Annotated in this window: 12 protein-coding genes and 3 pseudogenes; 6 read left to right on the top strand and 9 right to left on the bottom strand. The window is 48.5% G+C overall.

All coding sequences use genetic code 11. The annotated features are described in order from the left end of the window. Nucleotides 1-189: 189 nt before the first annotated feature. Nucleotides 190-762: a helix-turn-helix domain-containing protein gene (locus P3339_RS20995; protein ID WP_020411519.1), complete on the top strand. Its 573-nt coding sequence runs from the start codon at nucleotides 190-192 to the stop codon at nucleotides 760-762. A 79-nt stretch (nucleotides 763-841) separates the two neighbouring features. Here the strand turns inward: P3339_RS20995 and P3339_RS20990 are convergent, their stop codons facing one another. The 3 genes and pseudogenes from P3339_RS20990 to P3339_RS20980 all read right to left on the bottom strand — a co-directional run bounded on the left by P3339_RS20990 (nucleotide 842) and on the right by P3339_RS20980 (nucleotide 5,809). After that, the gene (locus P3339_RS20990; RefSeq protein WP_020411518.1) at nucleotides 842-2,431 is read right to left on the bottom strand and encodes a SpoVR family protein; all 1,590 of its coding nucleotides are present in this window, start codon (nucleotides 2,429-2,431) and stop codon (nucleotides 842-844) included. Beyond that, nucleotides 2,425-3,707 (bottom strand): annotated as a pseudogene (locus P3339_RS20985) (YeaH/YhbH family protein). Before P3339_RS20985 ends, P3339_RS20990 begins: the two are co-directional and overlap by 7 nt. A 179-nt stretch (nucleotides 3,708-3,886) precedes the next feature. Then, nucleotides 3,887-5,809 carry a PrkA family serine protein kinase gene (locus P3339_RS20980; RefSeq protein WP_026304895.1) on the bottom strand — a complete coding sequence of 641 codons (1,923 nt, stop codon included), beginning with the start codon at nucleotides 5,807-5,809 and terminating at the stop codon, nucleotides 3,887-3,889. A gap of 350 nt (nucleotides 5,810-6,159) precedes the next feature. Here P3339_RS20980 and galE point away from each other — a divergent pair. Beyond that, nucleotides 6,160-7,144 (top strand): annotated as a pseudogene (galE, locus tag P3339_RS20975) (UDP-glucose 4-epimerase GalE). Between the two features lie 124 nt (nucleotides 7,145-7,268). On the opposite strand, the gene P3339_RS20970 reads toward galE, so the two are convergent. The 6 genes and pseudogenes from P3339_RS20970 to P3339_RS20945 all read right to left on the bottom strand — a co-directional run bounded on the left by P3339_RS20970 (nucleotide 7,269) and on the right by P3339_RS20945 (nucleotide 14,010). Further along, entirely contained in the window at nucleotides 7,269-8,081 is an 813-nt protein-coding gene (locus P3339_RS20970; protein ID WP_282951777.1) for a symmetrical bis(5'-nucleosyl)-tetraphosphatase, read from the bottom strand. Nucleotides 8,082-8,092: 11 nt separating this feature from the next. Continuing rightward, nucleotides 8,093-8,910, bottom strand: a pseudogene (gene rsmA, locus P3339_RS20965) (16S rRNA (adenine(1518)-N(6)/adenine(1519)-N(6))-dimethyltransferase RsmA). Between the two features lie 81 nt (nucleotides 8,911-8,991). Further along, nucleotides 8,992-9,969, bottom strand: coding sequence for a 4-hydroxythreonine-4-phosphate dehydrogenase PdxA (pdxA, locus tag P3339_RS20960; RefSeq protein WP_282951776.1), 978 nt, complete (start codon nucleotides 9,967-9,969; stop codon nucleotides 8,992-8,994). Between the two features lie 74 nt (nucleotides 9,970-10,043). After that, on the bottom strand, nucleotides 10,044-11,378 hold the full coding sequence (locus tag P3339_RS20955; RefSeq protein ID WP_020411510.1) for a peptidylprolyl isomerase: 1,335 nt from the start codon (nucleotides 11,376-11,378) through the stop codon (nucleotides 10,044-10,046). Between the two features lie 8 nt (nucleotides 11,379-11,386). Continuing rightward, nucleotides 11,387-11,884, bottom strand: a complete 498-nt coding sequence (gene lptD / locus P3339_RS20950) for an LPS assembly protein LptD (protein ID WP_282953632.1) — start codon at nucleotides 11,882-11,884, stop codon at nucleotides 11,387-11,389. 26 nt (nucleotides 11,885-11,910) lie between these two features. After that, nucleotides 11,911-14,010, bottom strand: a complete 2,100-nt coding sequence (locus tag P3339_RS20945) for an LPS-assembly protein LptD (RefSeq protein WP_282951775.1) — start codon at nucleotides 14,008-14,010, stop codon at nucleotides 11,911-11,913. A gap of 260 nt (nucleotides 14,011-14,270) precedes the next feature. Between P3339_RS20945 and P3339_RS20940 the strand changes: the two genes are divergently transcribed. The 4 genes from P3339_RS20940 to rpe are packed head-to-tail and all read left to right on the top strand — an operon-like array spanning nucleotide 14,271 to nucleotide 16,726. After that, nucleotides 14,271-15,311 carry an aminoglycoside phosphotransferase family protein gene (locus P3339_RS20940; protein WP_282951774.1) on the top strand — a complete coding sequence of 347 codons (1,041 nt, stop codon included), beginning with the start codon at nucleotides 14,271-14,273 and terminating at the stop codon, nucleotides 15,309-15,311. A gap of 27 nt (nucleotides 15,312-15,338) precedes the next feature. Continuing rightward, nucleotides 15,339-15,785: a nucleotidyltransferase family protein gene (locus tag P3339_RS23670; RefSeq protein WP_353056856.1), complete on the top strand. Its 447-nt coding sequence runs from the start codon at nucleotides 15,339-15,341 to the stop codon at nucleotides 15,783-15,785. Nucleotides 15,786-15,816: 31 nt separating this feature from the next. After that, a complete protein-coding gene (locus P3339_RS23665; RefSeq protein WP_353056855.1) occupies nucleotides 15,817-16,044 on the top strand; it encodes a nucleotidyltransferase family protein in 228 nt (75 codons plus the stop codon). A 19-nt stretch (nucleotides 16,045-16,063) separates the two neighbouring features. Beyond that, complete coding sequence (gene rpe / locus P3339_RS20930; RefSeq protein ID WP_020411506.1) at nucleotides 16,064-16,726, top strand: ribulose-phosphate 3-epimerase; 663 nt, start codon at nucleotides 16,064-16,066, stop codon at nucleotides 16,724-16,726. Nucleotides 16,727-16,792: the final 66 nt, after the last annotated feature.

The raw sequence follows: 16,792 nt of genomic DNA, 5'->3' as shown, positions 1-16,792 counted from the left end.
TTGTTTCGCTGTTCGTTAATAAATTACATGGACCGAATTTCGGGCTGGTTTTGCAGCATTAAACAGCATAATTTAAAGGGGCGGTTCTATTGGGCAGGATAATTTCGCGCCTGACTTCGGGGGATGGGGTCTGGGCGTGAGAGGCTGATCTGAGCATCAAGGACTGCAGTTGTTGGGGAGAAAAATAATATGAGCGAACTACATGTGCTAACCACCGGCGAAGCAGCCAGGTATTGCGGCGTCAACTTCCGTACGGTGATTCGCTGGATAGAGCGCGGGCAACTCAAGGCCTACAAACTTCCAGGTCGCGGTGACCATCGTATTTGTGTGGAGGATTTCGTTGGTTTCCTACGTGATAACTCCATGCCTGTTCCAAACGATCTAGCAGTGCCCAGCCGTAAGGTACTGTTGGTAACTACAGACCCCGAACTGACCTCGTCGGGAATCCAAGCCTTAAAGAATATAGGCTGTGAGATCGAAGTTGCAGGTGATAGCTTCTCTGCTGGTATTTTGTTAGCTGATGCCAAACCCACTCTGTTAGTGATTGATGCGAGTTTGGTCGGCGATGGCGGCTTCCAGGTTCTGGATTATTTGAGAAGCCGTAGTGAGTACGCCAACCTGCGTATTCTGGTTGTGCCCTCTGACGATGATCTGGATAAGGCTCGTTGGTTGGATGCGGGGGCCGATGCCTTGTTGGCAAATCGCGAGGAGCGAGGAGAGCTGGCGGCTAAAGCGAAGTTGTTACTGGAAGCTGACGACTAAAGTATATCAAGCTGCGACTGGCTTAGTTTCCCACCCCTTCTGTACGGGACCTGCCTATAGGCAGTCCCGTGCTGAACGCTTAAATAGGTTTCGGGATTAACATAGACTCCTCTTCTCCCTCCTGGCGGTCGCGACCTTGCTCGGGGCAGTGAAAGCTGGCCATAACCTCATCACCATTCAGGCTGTTGAGATGTACATCAAAACCCCAGAGTCTGTGTAAGTGCTTGAGCACTTCAGTAGTTTCCTTACCCAGAGGGCGGCGCTGGTACTGGGTGTGATGTAAGGTCAATGAGCGATCGCCGCGAGTGTCTACTGAGAAAACCTGGATATTGGGCTCTCGGTTACCCAGGTTGTATTGGCCTGCGAGATTCTCCCTTAGTTGTCGATAGCCGCTATCGTCATGAATTGCGCTGACAACGATTTCATTCTCCTTGTCGTTGTCGCTGATACAGAAGAGCTTCATATCGCGCATTACTTTCGGAGAGAGGAACTGCAAGATAAAACTCTCATCCTTGAAATCTCGCATGGCAAATTGCAATGTTTCCCGCCAGTTACTTCCTGCGATATCGGGGAACCAACGACGATCCTCATCAGTAGGGTTTTCACAGATTCGCCTTAGGTCACTGAAAATACTGAACCCCAGAGTGTAAGGATTTATTCCACTGTAGTGGGGGCTATCAAAGCCAGGTTGGTAAATTACGTTGGTGTGGCTTTGCAAAAATTCCATCATAAAGCCTTCGGTCACCCTACCTCGCCGATATAGCTCTGTTAGCAGAGTGTAATGCCAAAAAGTAGCCCATCCCTCATTCATTACCTGGGTCTGGCGCTGTGGATAAAAATACTGGGCTAACTTGCGGACAATACGCACCAGCTCTCGCTGCCAGTTTTCTAAAAGTGGTGCATTTTTTTCAATAAAGTAAAGGATGTTTTCCTGAGGCTCTTCAGGAAAGCGCTTTTCCTGGGTTTCCTCGGTGCCTTCTCCAAGTTTGGGGATAGTCCGCCATAGATCATTGAGTTGCCGTTGCCGGTATTCTTCGCGCTCTTGCTGCTGGCGCTCCTCTTCAATTGCAGAGATGGGATAAGGCCTCTTGTAACGATCTACGCCATAATTCATTAAGGCATGACAGGAGTCGAGTACTGCCTCTACCTCATCAAGGCCATAGCGCTCTTCACAACGGGAGATATAGTTCTTGGCAAAAATTAAGTAGTCAATGATACTGCCGGCATCTGTCCAAGAGCGAAATAGGTAATTGCCTTTGAAGAAAGAATTGTGCCCGTAGGAGGCATGGGCAATAACCAATGCTTGCATCGTCATGGTGTTTTCTTCCATGAGATAAGCAATGCAGGGGTTGGAATTGATAACAATTTCGTAGGCTAACCCCATAAGGCCGCGCTGGTAATTATTTTCGACGCTGATGAATTGTTTGCCAAAAGACCAGTGGTGATACCCCACTGGCATCCCTACCGATGAATAGGCATCCATCATTTGTTCAGAGCTGATCACTTCGATCTGATTGGGGTAGGTATCCAGACCAAACTCTTCCGCTAGCTCGCTAATGGCGCAGTCATACTCCTGGATCAGTTCAAAGGTCCATTCAGAAGAAGTGGAAATAGGGCCAGAAGAATCAGATTTTTGTGAGTCGCTGCCGCTGGCAAATGTTTCTAGCATCGAGCGGTTACCTTTTGGCTAAACAACTGTCGAAAGACCGGATAGATATCCTGGACATCCACAATTTGTTCCATGGCAAAATGATTTGGGAATAGTGCGCGAACACTTTCATATTCTTCCCAGAGGGCCTGGTGATCTCGTGGGGTAATCTCTACATAAGAGTAATATTGAACATGAGGCATGATGTCATCAATCAGGATTCTATGGCAGGTACTGGAGTCGTCATTCCAGTTGTCACCATCAGAAGCCTGGGCACCATAAATATTCCATTCGCTAGCCGGATAGCGTTCGCGCATGATTCTTCGCATTAATTTTAACGCACTGGAAACTATAGTTCCGCCAGTCTCCCGTGAATAAAAAACTCCTCTTCATCCACTTCTTTGGCACTGGTGTGATGGCGGATAAATACGACCTCGGTATATTCATAACTGCGCTGAAGAAAAAGATAAAGTAATAGGAAGAAGCGCTTTGCCATATCTTTAGTTGCTTGATTCATCGAGCCAGAAACATCCATCAAGCAGAACATGACAGCCCTAGAGCGCGGCTTGGGCTGGCGAATTAGTAGGTTGTATTTAAGGTCAAAATCATCAAGGAACGGCACACGACTGATACGCTGGCGCAACTCGATGATTTCATTTTTAATTGCCTCTATCTTTCGTTGATCACGCAAGGCGGAATCTTTCCGTTCCTCCATATCCAAGGATTGCTCCAACTCACGTAGTACCCGCCTTTTATTACTGGTAAGAGCGATACGGCGTGCATGAGCAGCCCTAAGAGAGCGAATGACATTGAGCCGGCCGGGTGTGCCTTCATTGCTGATGCCGGCACGAACTATCTGGAAGGACTCATTACCGGCCAGTCGGCGCTTGATCATATTGGGCAGCTGTAGCCCTTCAAACATAAAATCGAGGAACTCTTCTTGAGATATCTGGAAAACAAACTCATCTACGCCCTCACCACTATCACTGGCACCACCTCCGCTACCATCACCACCTCTTTGGCTTTGGCGAGGGATTCGGTCACCAGTAGTGAACTCTTTATTACCTGGAAGTACCCGTTCAATATGCCCACCGGCACCGTGAGAGAATAGTGGTTCGCTGATATCCCTGGTCGGGATACTAATGCGTTCGCCCTTGTCCATGTCCATGATGGAGCGGCTATTCATGGCGTCTCCGACAGCTTTCTTTATATGGGCTTTGTAGCGCCTCAAGAAACGTTGACGATTAACCGTGCTTTTCTTCTTTCCATTCAGGCGACGGTCGATGATATAGCTCATATTTCTGCCTTTGGGCGGATAAACTCACCGGTCAATTGGCCTGGAATTTGTTCAGAAATATCCTAGTGGACTCGCTTAGTTCTGGGTAACTGTCGGATATTTTGTTAAGGCCAGCTGGCTTGGTTCCCCGTGTAAAGGTGAGCTTTCCTTGGGGAAAGCCCTCCCACTGTGCTTTGAGGTCACTGCGATTTACGGACACGCAGATACCATTCAGACAATAAGCGCACTTGCTTCTCGGTATATCCGCGCTCGACCATTCGAGCAACAAAATCCGCATGCTTACGCTTGTCATCCGCAGAAGCTTTAGTATTGAAGGAAATTACTGGCAGGAGATCCTCGGTGTTGGAGAACATCTTCTTCTCAATAACTGCACGTAATTTCTCATAGGATCTCCAGTCAGGATTTTTTCCTTGATTATTGGCCCTTGCGCGCAATACAAAGTTGACTATTTCGTTACGGAAATCCTTAGGGTTAGATATTCCGGCGGGTTTTTCCGTTTTCTCCAACTCCTCATTGAGCGCGCCTCGGTCGAGTATCTCGCCAGTCTCAGGGTCGCGGTATTCCTGATCCTGAATCCAGAAGTCAGCATAGGTGACATAGCGATCAAACAAGTTTTGGCCATACTCTGCGTAGGATTCCAAGTAGGCAGTTTGTATCTCTTTTCCAATAAACTCGACATATCTTGGAGCTAGGTACTCCTTGATAAATCCAAGATATGTTTCCTGGATTTCTGGAGGGAATTGCTCTTGTTCAATTTGCTGCTCCAATACATAGAGTAAGTGAACAGGGTTGGCTGCAACTTCCGTTGCATCAAAGTTGAAGACTTTGGAGAGAATTTTGAACGCAAAGCGTGTAGAAAGGCCGTTCATCCCCTCATCAACGCCAGCGTTGTCCCGATATTCTTGAATAGTCTTTGCCTTAGGGTCGGTGTCCTTTAGGTTTTCTCCATCATAAATCCGCATTTTGGAGTAAAGACTAGAGTTCTCAGGATTTTTGATTCGGGACAGCACGGAAAATTGTGCCAGCATTCTCAGAGTATCCGGCGCACAAGGCGCTTTAGAGAGAGAGCTGTTTTCCAATAGTTTTTGGTAAATTTTGATTTCTTCCTGGACTCTCACACAGTAAGGCACTTTGACAATATAAATTCGATCTAGAAAAGCTTCATTATTGCGGTTATTTCGAAATGATTGCCATTCGGACTCATTGGAATGTGCCAGGATTGTGCCATTGAAAGGTATAGAGCCGAGTCCCTCGGTGCTGTTGTAATTGCCTTCCTGGGTGGCGGTTAGCAAGGGGTGAAGCACCTTGATTGGCGCCTTGAACATTTCAACAAATTCCATCAATCCCTGGTTGGCGCGACAGAGGCTGCCTGAGAAGCTATAAGCATCGGGATCATTTTGTGGAAAATCTTCGAGCTTGCGAATATCTATTTTGCCAACTAGAGACGATATGTCTTGGTTGTTTTCGTCTCCGGGCTCTGTTTTGGATATTGCGACTTGATCCAGGATAGAAGGTCGAATTTTTACTACCCGAAATTTACTGATATCTCCCTTGAACTCATGCAACCGTTTAACAGCCCATGGGGACATAATGGTATTGACATATCGCCTGGCGATACCATAGTCCTCTTCCAGGATTCGACCATCTTCGCTAGGTGAGAATAAACTCAAAGGTGATTCAAATACAGGTGATCCCTTGATTGCGTAAATTGGCACCTGTTCCATTAGGGCCTTTAAGCGTTCAGCTAGTGACGATTTACCTCCTCCTACAGGTCCAAGCAAATAAAGAATTTGTTTTTTCTCTTCCAGGCCTTGGGCTGCATGTCGAAAGAAAGAAACAATCTGCTCTATGGCTTCTTCCATACCATAAAATTCGCTGAATGCTTTGTATCGCTTGATGACTTTATTGCAGAAAATTCGGGATAAGCGTGGGTCGCGAGAGGTATCTATTAATTCTGCCTCACCAATTGCCATTAACATTCGCTCTGCAGGAGATGCATAGGCGCTGCGATCAGTTTTACATAACTCCAGATACTCCTGGATGCTGAGTTCCTCATCTTGGATTGACTCATACCTTTCCAGGTAGTGGTTGAAAATTGTCACGGTATTTACCTCCCTGTAGCCTAGTGGGCAGAGCTCAGCGTCCTGCTTATCAATTAGAGTCAGTGCACTGGTTGTTTCTAAGGTTGCACCGCTTGTACACATATGGTGATCAATATGTGAAGCGGCATAGCAATCGCCTTGTCTGAGATAAGCTCGGCAAAAGCGCAATTGATTGTTGCCGTTACTATCCTTGTTCTTCCCTGGGGTATACGGAACTGACCCCAGCTATTCCAGCATAGCTTTCAGTCTCATCACGGCACGGTATTGTTATCTAGATGGGTTGAATATAACGGCAGTTTTAGGTTTTATTCGCACTCTTTTAGAAGTGGGTAAAGCTCGAAGGAAGTAAAATGGCGATTCTAGTGACTGGTGGTGCCGGCTACATTGGCAGTCACACATGCATAGAGTTACTTGGTGCTGGCTTTTGGCCAGTTGTTGTGGATAACCTATCGAATAGCAGCCGGGAAGTGTTGAATCGTGTCGAGATGATTTCTGGGCAAAAGGTGCTATTTGATGACTTTGATATTGGCGATCAAGAGAGGCTTCGGAAAGTCTTTTCAGAATGTGAGATTGAAGCTGTAATTCATTTTGCTGGTTTGAAGGTAGTAGGAGGTTCTGTCGAGCAGCCGCTACGTTATTATCAGAATAACGTAGCAGGTACCCTGGCTCTTATAGAAGTGATGGAGGAGTTTGACGTATTTCGAATGATCTTCAGTTCTTCTGCAACTGTCTACGAGGATCCTGACACGGTGCTGGTTAAAGAAGATTTTAAAACTGGAGCTACTAATCCCTATGGTGCCAGCAAGCTCGTTAAGGAAGGTATGCTGCGAAATATCTGTGTCGTTCCTGGGAGCTACTGGAAAGTAAGTTTGTTACGCTACTTTAATCCTATTGGTGCACATAAAAGTGAAAGAATAGGAGAGGATCCTCGAGGAATCCCCAATAATCTTTTGCCGTATGTATCTCAAGTTGCTGTTGGACGCGGTCCTTACCTACTGGTTTTTGGTGATAATTATGAAACTGTAGATGGGACAGGTGTTCGGGATTATATACTGATCTAGCTCTGGGACATTTAGCAGCCCTAGAACTACTTAGAAAGCCCACAACAGACCAGGGCTGCTTTATCCATAACTTGGGTACTGGCCAGGGAAGTTCAGTATTGGAAGTTGTAAAGGCATTTGAAGGGCCAGTGGTAGAGAAATTCCTTATAAAATTGTACCGCGTAGACCTGGGGATATTGTGGAATGCTATGCGGATACTGAGCTGGCTGAAAAAGAGCTAGGCTGGAAAGCGGAATATGACCTGATGCAAATGGTTGAAGATGCATGGCGTTGACAATCACAAAACCCGGGGGGATATAGCTCGTAATATCAACTCCCTGTAGAAAACCCTAACTGCTTGGTCTAACTTAACAGTTGAGGTTTGCTAATTTGCAGTAAAGTCGTAAGTATTTAATTTTTTATAGGCTGCAATCTAGGCAGAAGAACTCCTCATCATCCAACCGCATTGCCGTAAGGTAACCACCCCAAACGCATCCCGTATCTAGTGCATAGATATTTTTAGTATCGGCACGACCCTCCAGAGCTGCCCAGTGGCCAAAGATAATTTTTTCATTCTTACTTTTTCTGTTCGGAAAGCTAAACCAGGGCTTGTAATCGGCATGCGCGGCTTGAGGTCCTCGTTTGGTCACTAAATCTAAGGTGCCATCTGCTTTACAAAAACGCATTCGTGTAAAGTAGTTGGTTATGGAACGTAACCTTTCGATACCGATAAGATGGTCATTCCAGCAATGTGGTTCATTACCATACATCCCATAAAAATAAGCTTTTGCCATAGCTTCATCAGACAGGGCATGCTCAACTTCGCGAGCAAGCGCCGCTGCCTTGGTTACACTCCAAATGGGAGGAATCCCTGCATGAACCATGGTGTACCCCTTTTTGTGTACTAGAAGGGGAAGACCTTGAAGCCAGTTTAGTAGCTGGTCTGAGCCTTTGGCTTTCAGGATTTTAGCTAAGTCATGCTCTTTTTCAGAAAGATGTTTGGCTCCATGGGCCAGAGCTAAAAGGTGTAAGTCGTGGTTGCCTAGAACGGCGGTTACCTGATGACGGTACTCATACAAAAAGCGCAAAGTGCCAAGACTGTCGTCCCCACGATGAACAAGATCTCCAGCAAGCCACAATTTGTCACGATCAAAGCGGAAGTGGATTTTCTTTAGTAGCCGTTGTAATGGCTCAAAGCAACCCTGAATATCTCCAATGGCGTAAGTAGCCAAATTTTCGTCCCCTAAATTGGCTTGTTATTTTTTTGTTTTTCAAGCTGTGTACAGAAATTTGCTAATCGGACAAATTCTTCAACACCGAGGGTTTCAGGGCGACGGCTGGCATCTACTGGGAACAGATTTACATCCAGTTCTGGATATAGCGGTTTTAAAGCATTGCGCAGTGTCTTGCGACGTTGCTGAAAAGCTACATTGACAATTCGCTCCAGCAGCTTCTCATCCTCGGCAACGAACGGAAGTTTTTCATGAGGAGTAAGGCGTACGATTGCAGATTCTACTTTAGGTGCTGGTTGGAATGATTGGGGGGCACTGGAAAAAGTCCCTGAACACGGCAGTGATATTGCACCATGACACTCAGACGGCCAAAGGATTTGTTACCCGGAGTGGCGCTGAGGCGGTCGACGACTTCCTTTTGCAGCATAAAGTGCATATCCCGCACTTTACCTTTGAAGCTGAGTAAGTGGAAAAGTAATGGCGTAGAAATGTTATAGGGCAAATTGCCAACTATGCGTAAAGGTGAATCTGCTGCAAATTCTCCAAAGTCAAATTTGAGGGCATCCTGCTCAATAATTTTAAACTGGAGATAATTCCTAAACTTAAACTGCAGCAAGGGTATTAAGTCCCGGTCTAGTTCAACTGCAGTTAGGGAAGGGCATCGTTGGAGGAGAAGCTCTGTAATCGCACCTTGCCCGGGACCAATTTCTACGAGTTTGTCGGATTCTTTTGGGGCTATGGCGCGTACAATACGTTCAATGATGTTTTCATCGACTAAAAAATTTTGGCCAAAACGTTTACGGGCTTTGTGCTGGAAAAAACTGTCCATTAAATAATCTATTCTTGAAGCTTTTTTGGGTTGATATATACGACAAAAGGGAGAGCCACTTTGCAAATACTGCGAGGTAGCTCACCGAGTAGCCAATTCAATAGCTTGCGCCAAAGCTGCCTCCAAACTACCACTGTCGGCATCGCCAGTACCAGCAAGATTCAGCGCAGTACCGTGGTCTACTGATGTACGGATAAAAGGCAGCCCAAGGGTAATATTTACAGCTTTACCGAACCCCTTGAATTTTAACACCGGCAGCCCCTGATCGTGATACATGGCCAATACTGCGTCACAGTGAGTTAATTGCGGCGGTGTAAAGAGTGTATCGGCAGGTAAGGGGCCAAGGAGCTGGATGCCCTCTGCTCGCAAGCTATTCAGAGCTGGTTCTATCACCTCTATTTCTTCCATACCGAGGTGACCGCCTTCCCCTGCATGCGGGTTTAAGCCGCATACCCCGATGCGAGGAGATTCGATCCGGAACTCATTGGTCAGGCTTTTGTGTAGAATTTGAATGACCTGTGTGAGGCGCTCTCCTGTGATAGCTTTACTGACATCTTTTAGAGGGAGATGTGTAGTCACCAATGCCACGCGCAGCTTTTCAGCTGCTAGCATCATTACGACTTGCTCAATACCCGCTTGCTCAGCAAAAAATTCGGTATGCCCACTAAATGGGATGCCTGCATCGTTGATCACTCCTTTGTGTACGGGGCCGGTTACTAAGGCATTAAATTGTCCTCTCAAGCATCCTTTAGCTGCAGCCTCCAGAGTGCTCAAAACATAGGGAGCATTGGTAGTACTCAATTGACCTGGCTTGGCACTGCTGGCCATTTGGATTTCTTGAATATATAGGCAGCCGGGTGGAGTAGCCGATGCTGCTGAATCAGGAGAGAAGGGTAGTAATGTCAGTGGGAGACTGAGAATGCTAGCGGCCTGGTATAGTAGTTCTGGATCTGCAATAGCTATTATTTGTGAGCTGCTGCCCTGCTGTGCCACTTTAACTGCTAATTCTGGGCCTATACCTGCGGGTTCCCCTGGGGTTAGTGCAATTTTGGTGGTCATTTGGTGGGCCAATTCCTTGATCAATAAAAAACCGGGCGCTTAGGCCCGGTTTTGGGATTCTAAAAGGATGAGTGCTACTGTTGCTCTTTTTCGGTCGAGTCTTTGTTTCCATCCTGCAGCTTAATTTCAACATAAGCTTGATCGCGAATTTCACGGCGCCAATTTTGAAGTTCTTCTTCGTAGCGACGGTTACGTAACAAGTTGGCAGCTTGATTGCGGATATATTGATCAGTCATATCTTGCTTGCGCCGGTCCTCAACTTTCAGGATATGCCAGCCAAATTGGCTGCGAAACGGCAGACTGATTTCGCCAATATTAGTGGTGTCCATTGCCTGGGTAAATTCTGGTACAAATTGGCCAGGCATAGACCAGCCTAGATCCCCTCCGGCGAGCATTGAGCCTATATCTTCAGAGTTTTCCCGGGCTAATTTATCAAAATTATCATTGGCCATGGCTTCCTCGCGCATGGCGATCAGTTTGTTATAGGCCTCGTCATCGGTGAGGATGGCGGATGGCTTCAACAGAATATGACGAACTTTAGTCTGTTCCACCAGCTGTTCGTTAGCACCTTTCTGGGCGTGAATCTTGAGTAAATGGAAGCCGGCATCACTGCGGAAAGGCTCTGTTACATCTCCCACTTTCAGGCCGTTGAGCGCATCTGCAAACAGGGTCGGCAGTTCCACTGTCTTACGCCAGCCTAGATCACCACCGGCTAGAGCATTTTGCCCAGCGGAGTTGGCGATAGCCAAGCGACGGAAATCAGTACCCTCACGTGCTTGTTCAGCGAGCTCTTCTGCCTTTTCGCGAGCTTGGGTCACCTCACTGGATGGTGCGCTGGAGCTTATGGGAATCAGGATATGACCGAGCTCAAATTGCGGTGACTTCCAGAACTCTCCTTCTTTGGAGCGAAGGAAGTTGTCGATATCCTGATCTGTGATTTGGATTCTGCGGTTAACACTGCCTTGTTCTACGCGGCGAATCATCAACTCTTGGCGGACTTGCTGGCGAAAGCTCTTTATGGTCATACCATCTGCACGAAGGCGCTGGCGGAATTCTTCCGGGCTGACACTGGCATTCTGTTGAACTCGTGCGATGGCTTGATCAAGCTCAGACTCAGAGATAGTAACGCCTGCGCGCGAAGCCATTTGCAGCTGTAGTCTTTCGACAATCAGCTGCTCAAGTACTTGGCGGCGTAAAACTTCAATAGGGGGCGCCTGGACCTGCTGTGCTTGGATCTGGCTGGCAATAGTATTCAAACGCTGGGCCAGCTCACTGGCCATCACGACATCTTCATCGACAACGGCGACTACTCGGTCCAGGGTTTGCACTTGTGCTGTAACAGTACCGGCGATCAGTGCGCAGGCAGCCAGAACGGATGACAGACTCAATTTAGTCACAAATTTCTGCATTATTCTCATCACGGTTTCAGCTTTTCTCTCTGATCAAAGTTTGCAATGCCCTTGTAAAGCATCTGAGTTACAGTTGATCCGAACCCTGCCAGACCTTTTAGTTGCACCTCTAGGAAGATACCTTCCTCGTACTCCAAGTCCTCAGCGGCTACGACCCCGGCCAGGTCATTGTCCAGGGTGCGGCTCCATACCAGGCGCGCACGATAGCAGCAATCATCGTATTCGATGCCAGCTAAGTATTGCAGTTCCCGGTCCAGGGTTAAATCGTAGGCGGCGCTAGCCATTATAGAGGTATGGGTGCTGATAGGCAGGACTGCAGAGCTGTTGAGCTGCCGGGTAGAGGAGTCGTCATCATTGTCCACTTCGTTTGGAAATAGCAGTGCGTCATTCCGCTCATAGTAATAGCTGAGGTTGAAGATTCTGGCGTCATCGTCAAAGTATCGCAGGCTGAAATTGCCCCGGTTGATATTGTGCTCCGTGTCGTCGTAAACAAACTCACTGCCGATACGCAGGGACTGAATCGGTCGACTTTCTAGTCGGGCAGCGAGTTCAGAGCGGGGGTCTCCTCAATTAACTCCGTTAACCCAATTTGTGAGTCACTGGAATAATAGGCCTGGCCAATGCTGGCGGAGAACAGGTCACGCCCGCTGATCGGATCAATAAAGCGGGTAGTGAGACCTAGAGCGACTCGACTTGCATCATCTATACGGTCACTGCCCGCAAAACGGCTGTCGCGGAACAGCTGATCGTAGCTGAAGGTAAATAGCGAAGTATCGTAAAGCAGATTATTACTACGGGGATCAATAACAAGTATGTTATTAGGGTCGTAAGGGTAATTAACTTCCTTCCTGCTGATATCAAAAAAGTCATCCTGGTTGGCATTACTACTGATCAGTGTAAACAGCCGGGGTTCCAGGGTGTGAATAAAGTCCCTGTTGAAAATAAAACTATCCCGTTCAAAATACAGGCCCGTATCCAGGGTGAACTGGGCAGCGGCGGCATCGGGTGTGTCGTTGGCATCTTCGGGCAGGAACAGATCGCTCACCTGGTAGCCCAGGTAACGGCCGGCGATACCGGGTTTGAAATAGCCCCATAGCCATTCTTTATCCCAGGCGAGTTCGTAGTCGAGGCGCAATCTATCCGCAGTAATAAAATCCGTGGTTTTAGTTACCACGCTAGTAGGATCGTCAGTGTCCCCAATAGATGTGATTGTCTGGGTATCCTTGTGCCTCCAGGCTATGGCCTCGTTATGCATAGAGAGTCGCCAGTCCTCCCAGCGGTAATCACCGTTCACATCCAGGCGCGGCAGCTGAGCGAAGGTGTCGGGGAGGTCATTTTCCAGGACCTGGTAGTCCTGGGCACGTAAAGTGACTCGCCAGTTTTCTGTGCTTAAACTGCCTTGCGCTGCTTGGTTGACCTGGGTTTCCGCATTAATCCCCAGATTGGCAGTACTTAAATCCCGAAAATAGTCTGGATCACTGACTTTTGTAAAGTCGATATCGGTGCGCCAGATACTGCCACTGTAGCCGCCTTCCTGGTCAAGATTCACCAGCCAACGGTCCCTGCCTTTGTTGGGTAGCACCAGATCCTCGGGGAAGCCGCGGTCGATAAGTTTGCGGGACAGATCATCGTTGCCGCCTTTGTCATTTGGCAGATCAGCTACGCGGAGTCTGGTATTAAAGATAGGGCTCAAATGGCGAAATTCCACTTCCAGACCTTTGCCCCGGTATTGGATATAACGCGGGGTAAGGGTTGCATCCATCTGCGGCGCTATATTCCAATAGTAGGGAATAGCGAGGTCCCAGCCGTTCTTATCACTGTTGCTCAAAGAGGGAAAGAGGAAGCCCGACATCCGGGCATCTCCCACTGGAAAGCGGAAATAGGGAGCGTAGAACACCGGAACGTCCATGATTTCCAGGCGGACATTTCGAGCTGTACCCTGGCTTTCTACTTCATCAATATTGATTTCACTGCCAATCAGTCGCCAAAACTCCTTTCCCGGTTCACAGCGGGTATAAGTGCCGTCTGTTAGGGTGAGTTCACCACTGGTTTGGCGGGCTGCGTAGGCCGCGTCGCCATGGATGTATTCATCGTGAATAACGTAAGAGACATCATCAATCGATGCTGCCTCACTGTCTGTGTGTACCTCAGCCGAAGCCCCACGGATCAATAAATTCGGCTCACGCAGCTCTACGGCTCCGCTTAGGTAGGCGGTATGGTTTTGCTGATTGAGGTCAACCCGGTCGGCAAATAATTGGCGATATCCTTGGGTGATATGCACATTACCGCTTAATTCTGCGGTGCCATCATCAAGTACCTGTGATCTTTCGGCGGTGGCACGCAGAGGGGCATTCTCGGGAGGAAGATCCGCATCAGGATAGTTTCTCGGAGGGGGAATAAAGGCCCCTGAACATATAGCCGGTATCCTGGCCCTCTCTTCGGGGGTAAGCTCTGAGCGGGGTAGCCAGTCGAGGTACAAATAAGGGTTGTAGTTTGGGTCTTCGTAAGCATTACCCTGGTTGGCGTGTGCCCACAGGGGGGTTGCGGCAATTAAGCCGATTGCGAAAGTACGGGTGTGTGAATAATTAGCAATCGCGAGTGCTAGGCGACGCCACCGGGGGACTTCATGCATCAATCGATAGGTTCCGGCTATTCTTAAATGTTTCTTTATCGGTAGATGCGTGCGACAGCTATCGAGCCGGGGCGCGCAAAAATCTTCGCTCGATTCTACTTGAATGTAGAAATAGTTAATAGCCACAGCGCTGGTACGAGTGTAAGAGGAATTGTGCAGACGCTGCTGGACGCGACACTGCGTGGGGTTACAATGCGATCTTATACCTGGGGAATCAGCCCGGTAATTACAAGCCACAGGTGAAGAATTGAAGGTGTGTTGTGACTGATGACTCGCGAATTGAGGAGCTTAGCCGCTGGGTGGGGCAGGTTTTGGAAATGCACTCATCTACGGAGCTGCTCAAGCTTGCCGGCGATGCAGGATTTCGACGCTATTTTCGCACAGACACCAAGCCGAGTTTGATTGCAGTTGACTCCCCTCCGGAGTACACCAAGCCAGGCCACTTTGTGGCCATTGCTGATTATCTGCGCCGCAACGGTATCCATACGCCGATGGTGGTCTCGGCAGATACGACCAATGGCTATCTTCTCTTGGAGGATCTTGGCGATACCCAGTTATTTGGTGTACTTAATAACGATAGTGTCGAGGGCCTCTATGCCGAGGTGATGAGTGAGTTGTTGTGTCTGCAACAGATACCCAGAGACAAAACACTTTTTCCCAATTATGACGCAGAGTTGCTTCTGACAGAGATGCGTATTATGCCTGAGTGGTTGGCGGGTAAGCTGCTAGGTCATCAGCTTTCAGCAAAGGAAATGGAGCTGATTGAAGATACCTTCCAATTGCTATTGGATAATGCAGCCAACCAGCCACATACCCTGGTTCATCGTGATTACCACAGCCGGAATCTGATGATACGGGAAGGAGAGAGGCCGGGGATTCTGGATTTCCAGGATGCGGTTTGGGGCCCTATCACTTACGACCTGGTTTCGCTGTTACGGGATTGCTATATACGCTGGCCCCGGGAACGGGTTGAACGCTGGGTATTCGCTTACGCAGCTACTGCAGAAGCTGCCGGAGTGATGGAACCTGTGGACCCTGAAAGGTTCTTACGATGGTTCGACTGGATGGGGCTGCAGCGTCATATTAAAGTACTTGGCCTGTTTCCACGCTTGTCGCTTCGCGATGGCAAACAGGGGTACCTGAGTAATCTCTCCCTGGTTATTCGTTATGTACTGGAAACAGCTGGTCGCTATTCTGAACTGAAGCCCTTTGGCGATTGGTTTGCCGACCAGTTATTGCCGTTGATCGAACAGCAGCCCTGGTATAGTGACTACCGCAGTGCTGGGGACTCGCTCAGGTAAGCTGTAAAAATTGTATAGATTAATTTGATGACCCACCCAAAAGAGACCTCTCCAACTACCGCCATGGTCCTGGCTGCAGGCTTCGGGCGCCGTATGCGCCCGCTGACTGACCAGACGCCAAAGCCCTTACTACCTGTAGCAGGAAAACCGCTGATTGAGCACGCCCTGGAGCGCCTTCAAAGTATTGGTATCCAGCGGGTGGTTATTAATCTTGGTTATCTTGGCCATAAGATTAGGAGCTGCCTTGGTAGTGGTGAACGTTGGGGAATGGATATCCAGTATTCGGTTGAGCATGAAGAGAGGCCGCTCGAAACTGCCGGCGGTATTATCAATGCTATGTCACTCTTGGGTGAGGCCCCTTTCCTGGTGGTCAATGGGGATGTCTGGTGTGACTTCGATCTTTCCCAATGGATAACCCACCCTTTACCCAAGAGTTGCCCCGGGCGGTTATTGATGGTGCCCAACCCCCCATAATCCTGAAGGTGACTTTGGGATTGAGGATGGGTTGCTATCAGGAACTGCCAAGCCCCGCTATACCTTTGCCGGAATTAGCTGGTTGCGCCCGGAAATACTTACTCACTATCCAAAGATGCGTGAGTGTTTTGGCCTCGGGGAGGTGTTCACTTTTAACGAAGACAAATTACAGGCGGAGTTATATCAGGGGGACTGGTGCGATGTGGGGACTCCTGAGCGCCTGGATCGATTGCACCGCCGCTTAACCGCGGAAAACTGATTTACTTAAGGATATTGAGATGTCTGATTACAAAATTGCTCCATCCATTCTCTCCGCCGATTTCGCGCGATTGGGAGAAGAGGTGGACAATGTGTTGGCGGCCGGTGCCGACTGGGTGCACTTCGATGTGATGGACAATCATTATGTGCCCAATCTGACCATAGGTCCGATGGTATGCCAAGCACTGCGTAAGCACGGTGTCCAGGCGCCTATTGATGTACATCTTATGGTTGAGCCCGTGGACGATATGATTCGCATGTTCGCGGATACGGGCGCAACCTATATCACATTTCACCCCGAGGCCTCCCGCCACCCAGACCGCTCTCTGCAGTTAATTCGCAGTTTGGGATGTAAGGCGGGCTTGGTATTTAACCCGGCTACCAGCCTTGATGCCGCCAAATATGTGATGGATAAGCTGGATATGATCCTTTTGATGTCAGTTAATCCGGGCTTTGGTGGCCAGAAATTTATTCCGGCCACCCTGGAAAAGCTGCGTGAGGCACGACAACTGATCGATGCTAGTGGCTATGATATACGCCTGGAAATCGATGGCGGAGTTAACCGGGATAATATTGCAGAAATTGCCGCCGCAGGTGCAGATACTTTCGTAGCGGGCTCTGCCATTTTCAATACATCGGACTACGCTGAGGTGATCGGCGCTATGCGCAAGAGCCTGCCTTGATAAAAACCTGGCGGGTAACCCCTTGCCCGCCGCATACGGGATTTGTAAACTTGTGCGCCTGCACTG

It is taken from the genome of Microbulbifer sp. MLAF003 (genome assembly GCF_030012965.1).
Classification (GTDB): Bacteria; Pseudomonadota; Gammaproteobacteria; order Pseudomonadales; family Cellvibrionaceae; genus Microbulbifer; species Microbulbifer variabilis.
This window is presented reverse-complemented; position numbering and strand designations above follow the sequence as displayed.

What these genes read in the sequence shown, in the direction of transcription:
- P3339_RS20995 (WP_020411519.1), top strand. Translation starts at nt 190, where the DNA reads ATGAGCGAACTACATGTGCTAACCACCGGCGAAGCAGCCAGGTATTGC.
- P3339_RS20990 (WP_020411518.1), bottom strand. Translation starts at nt 2,431, where the DNA reads ATGCTAGAAACATTTGCCAGCGGCAGCGACTCACAAAAATCTGATTCT.
- pdxA (WP_282951776.1), bottom strand. Translation starts at nt 9,969, where the DNA reads ATGACCACCAAAATTGCACTAACCCCAGGGGAACCCGCAGGTATAGGC.
- P3339_RS20955 (WP_020411510.1), bottom strand. Translation starts at nt 11,378, where the DNA reads ATGCAGAAATTTGTGACTAAATTGAGTCTGTCATCCGTTCTGGCTGCC.
- P3339_RS20945 (WP_282951775.1), bottom strand. Translation starts at nt 14,010, where the DNA reads ATGCATGAAGTCCCCCGGTGGCGTCGCCTAGCACTCGCGATTGCTAAT.
- P3339_RS23670 (WP_353056856.1), top strand. Translation starts at nt 15,339, where the DNA reads ATGACCCACCCAAAAGAGACCTCTCCAACTACCGCCATGGTCCTGGCT.
- rpe (WP_020411506.1), top strand. Translation starts at nt 16,064, where the DNA reads ATGTCTGATTACAAAATTGCTCCATCCATTCTCTCCGCCGATTTCGCG.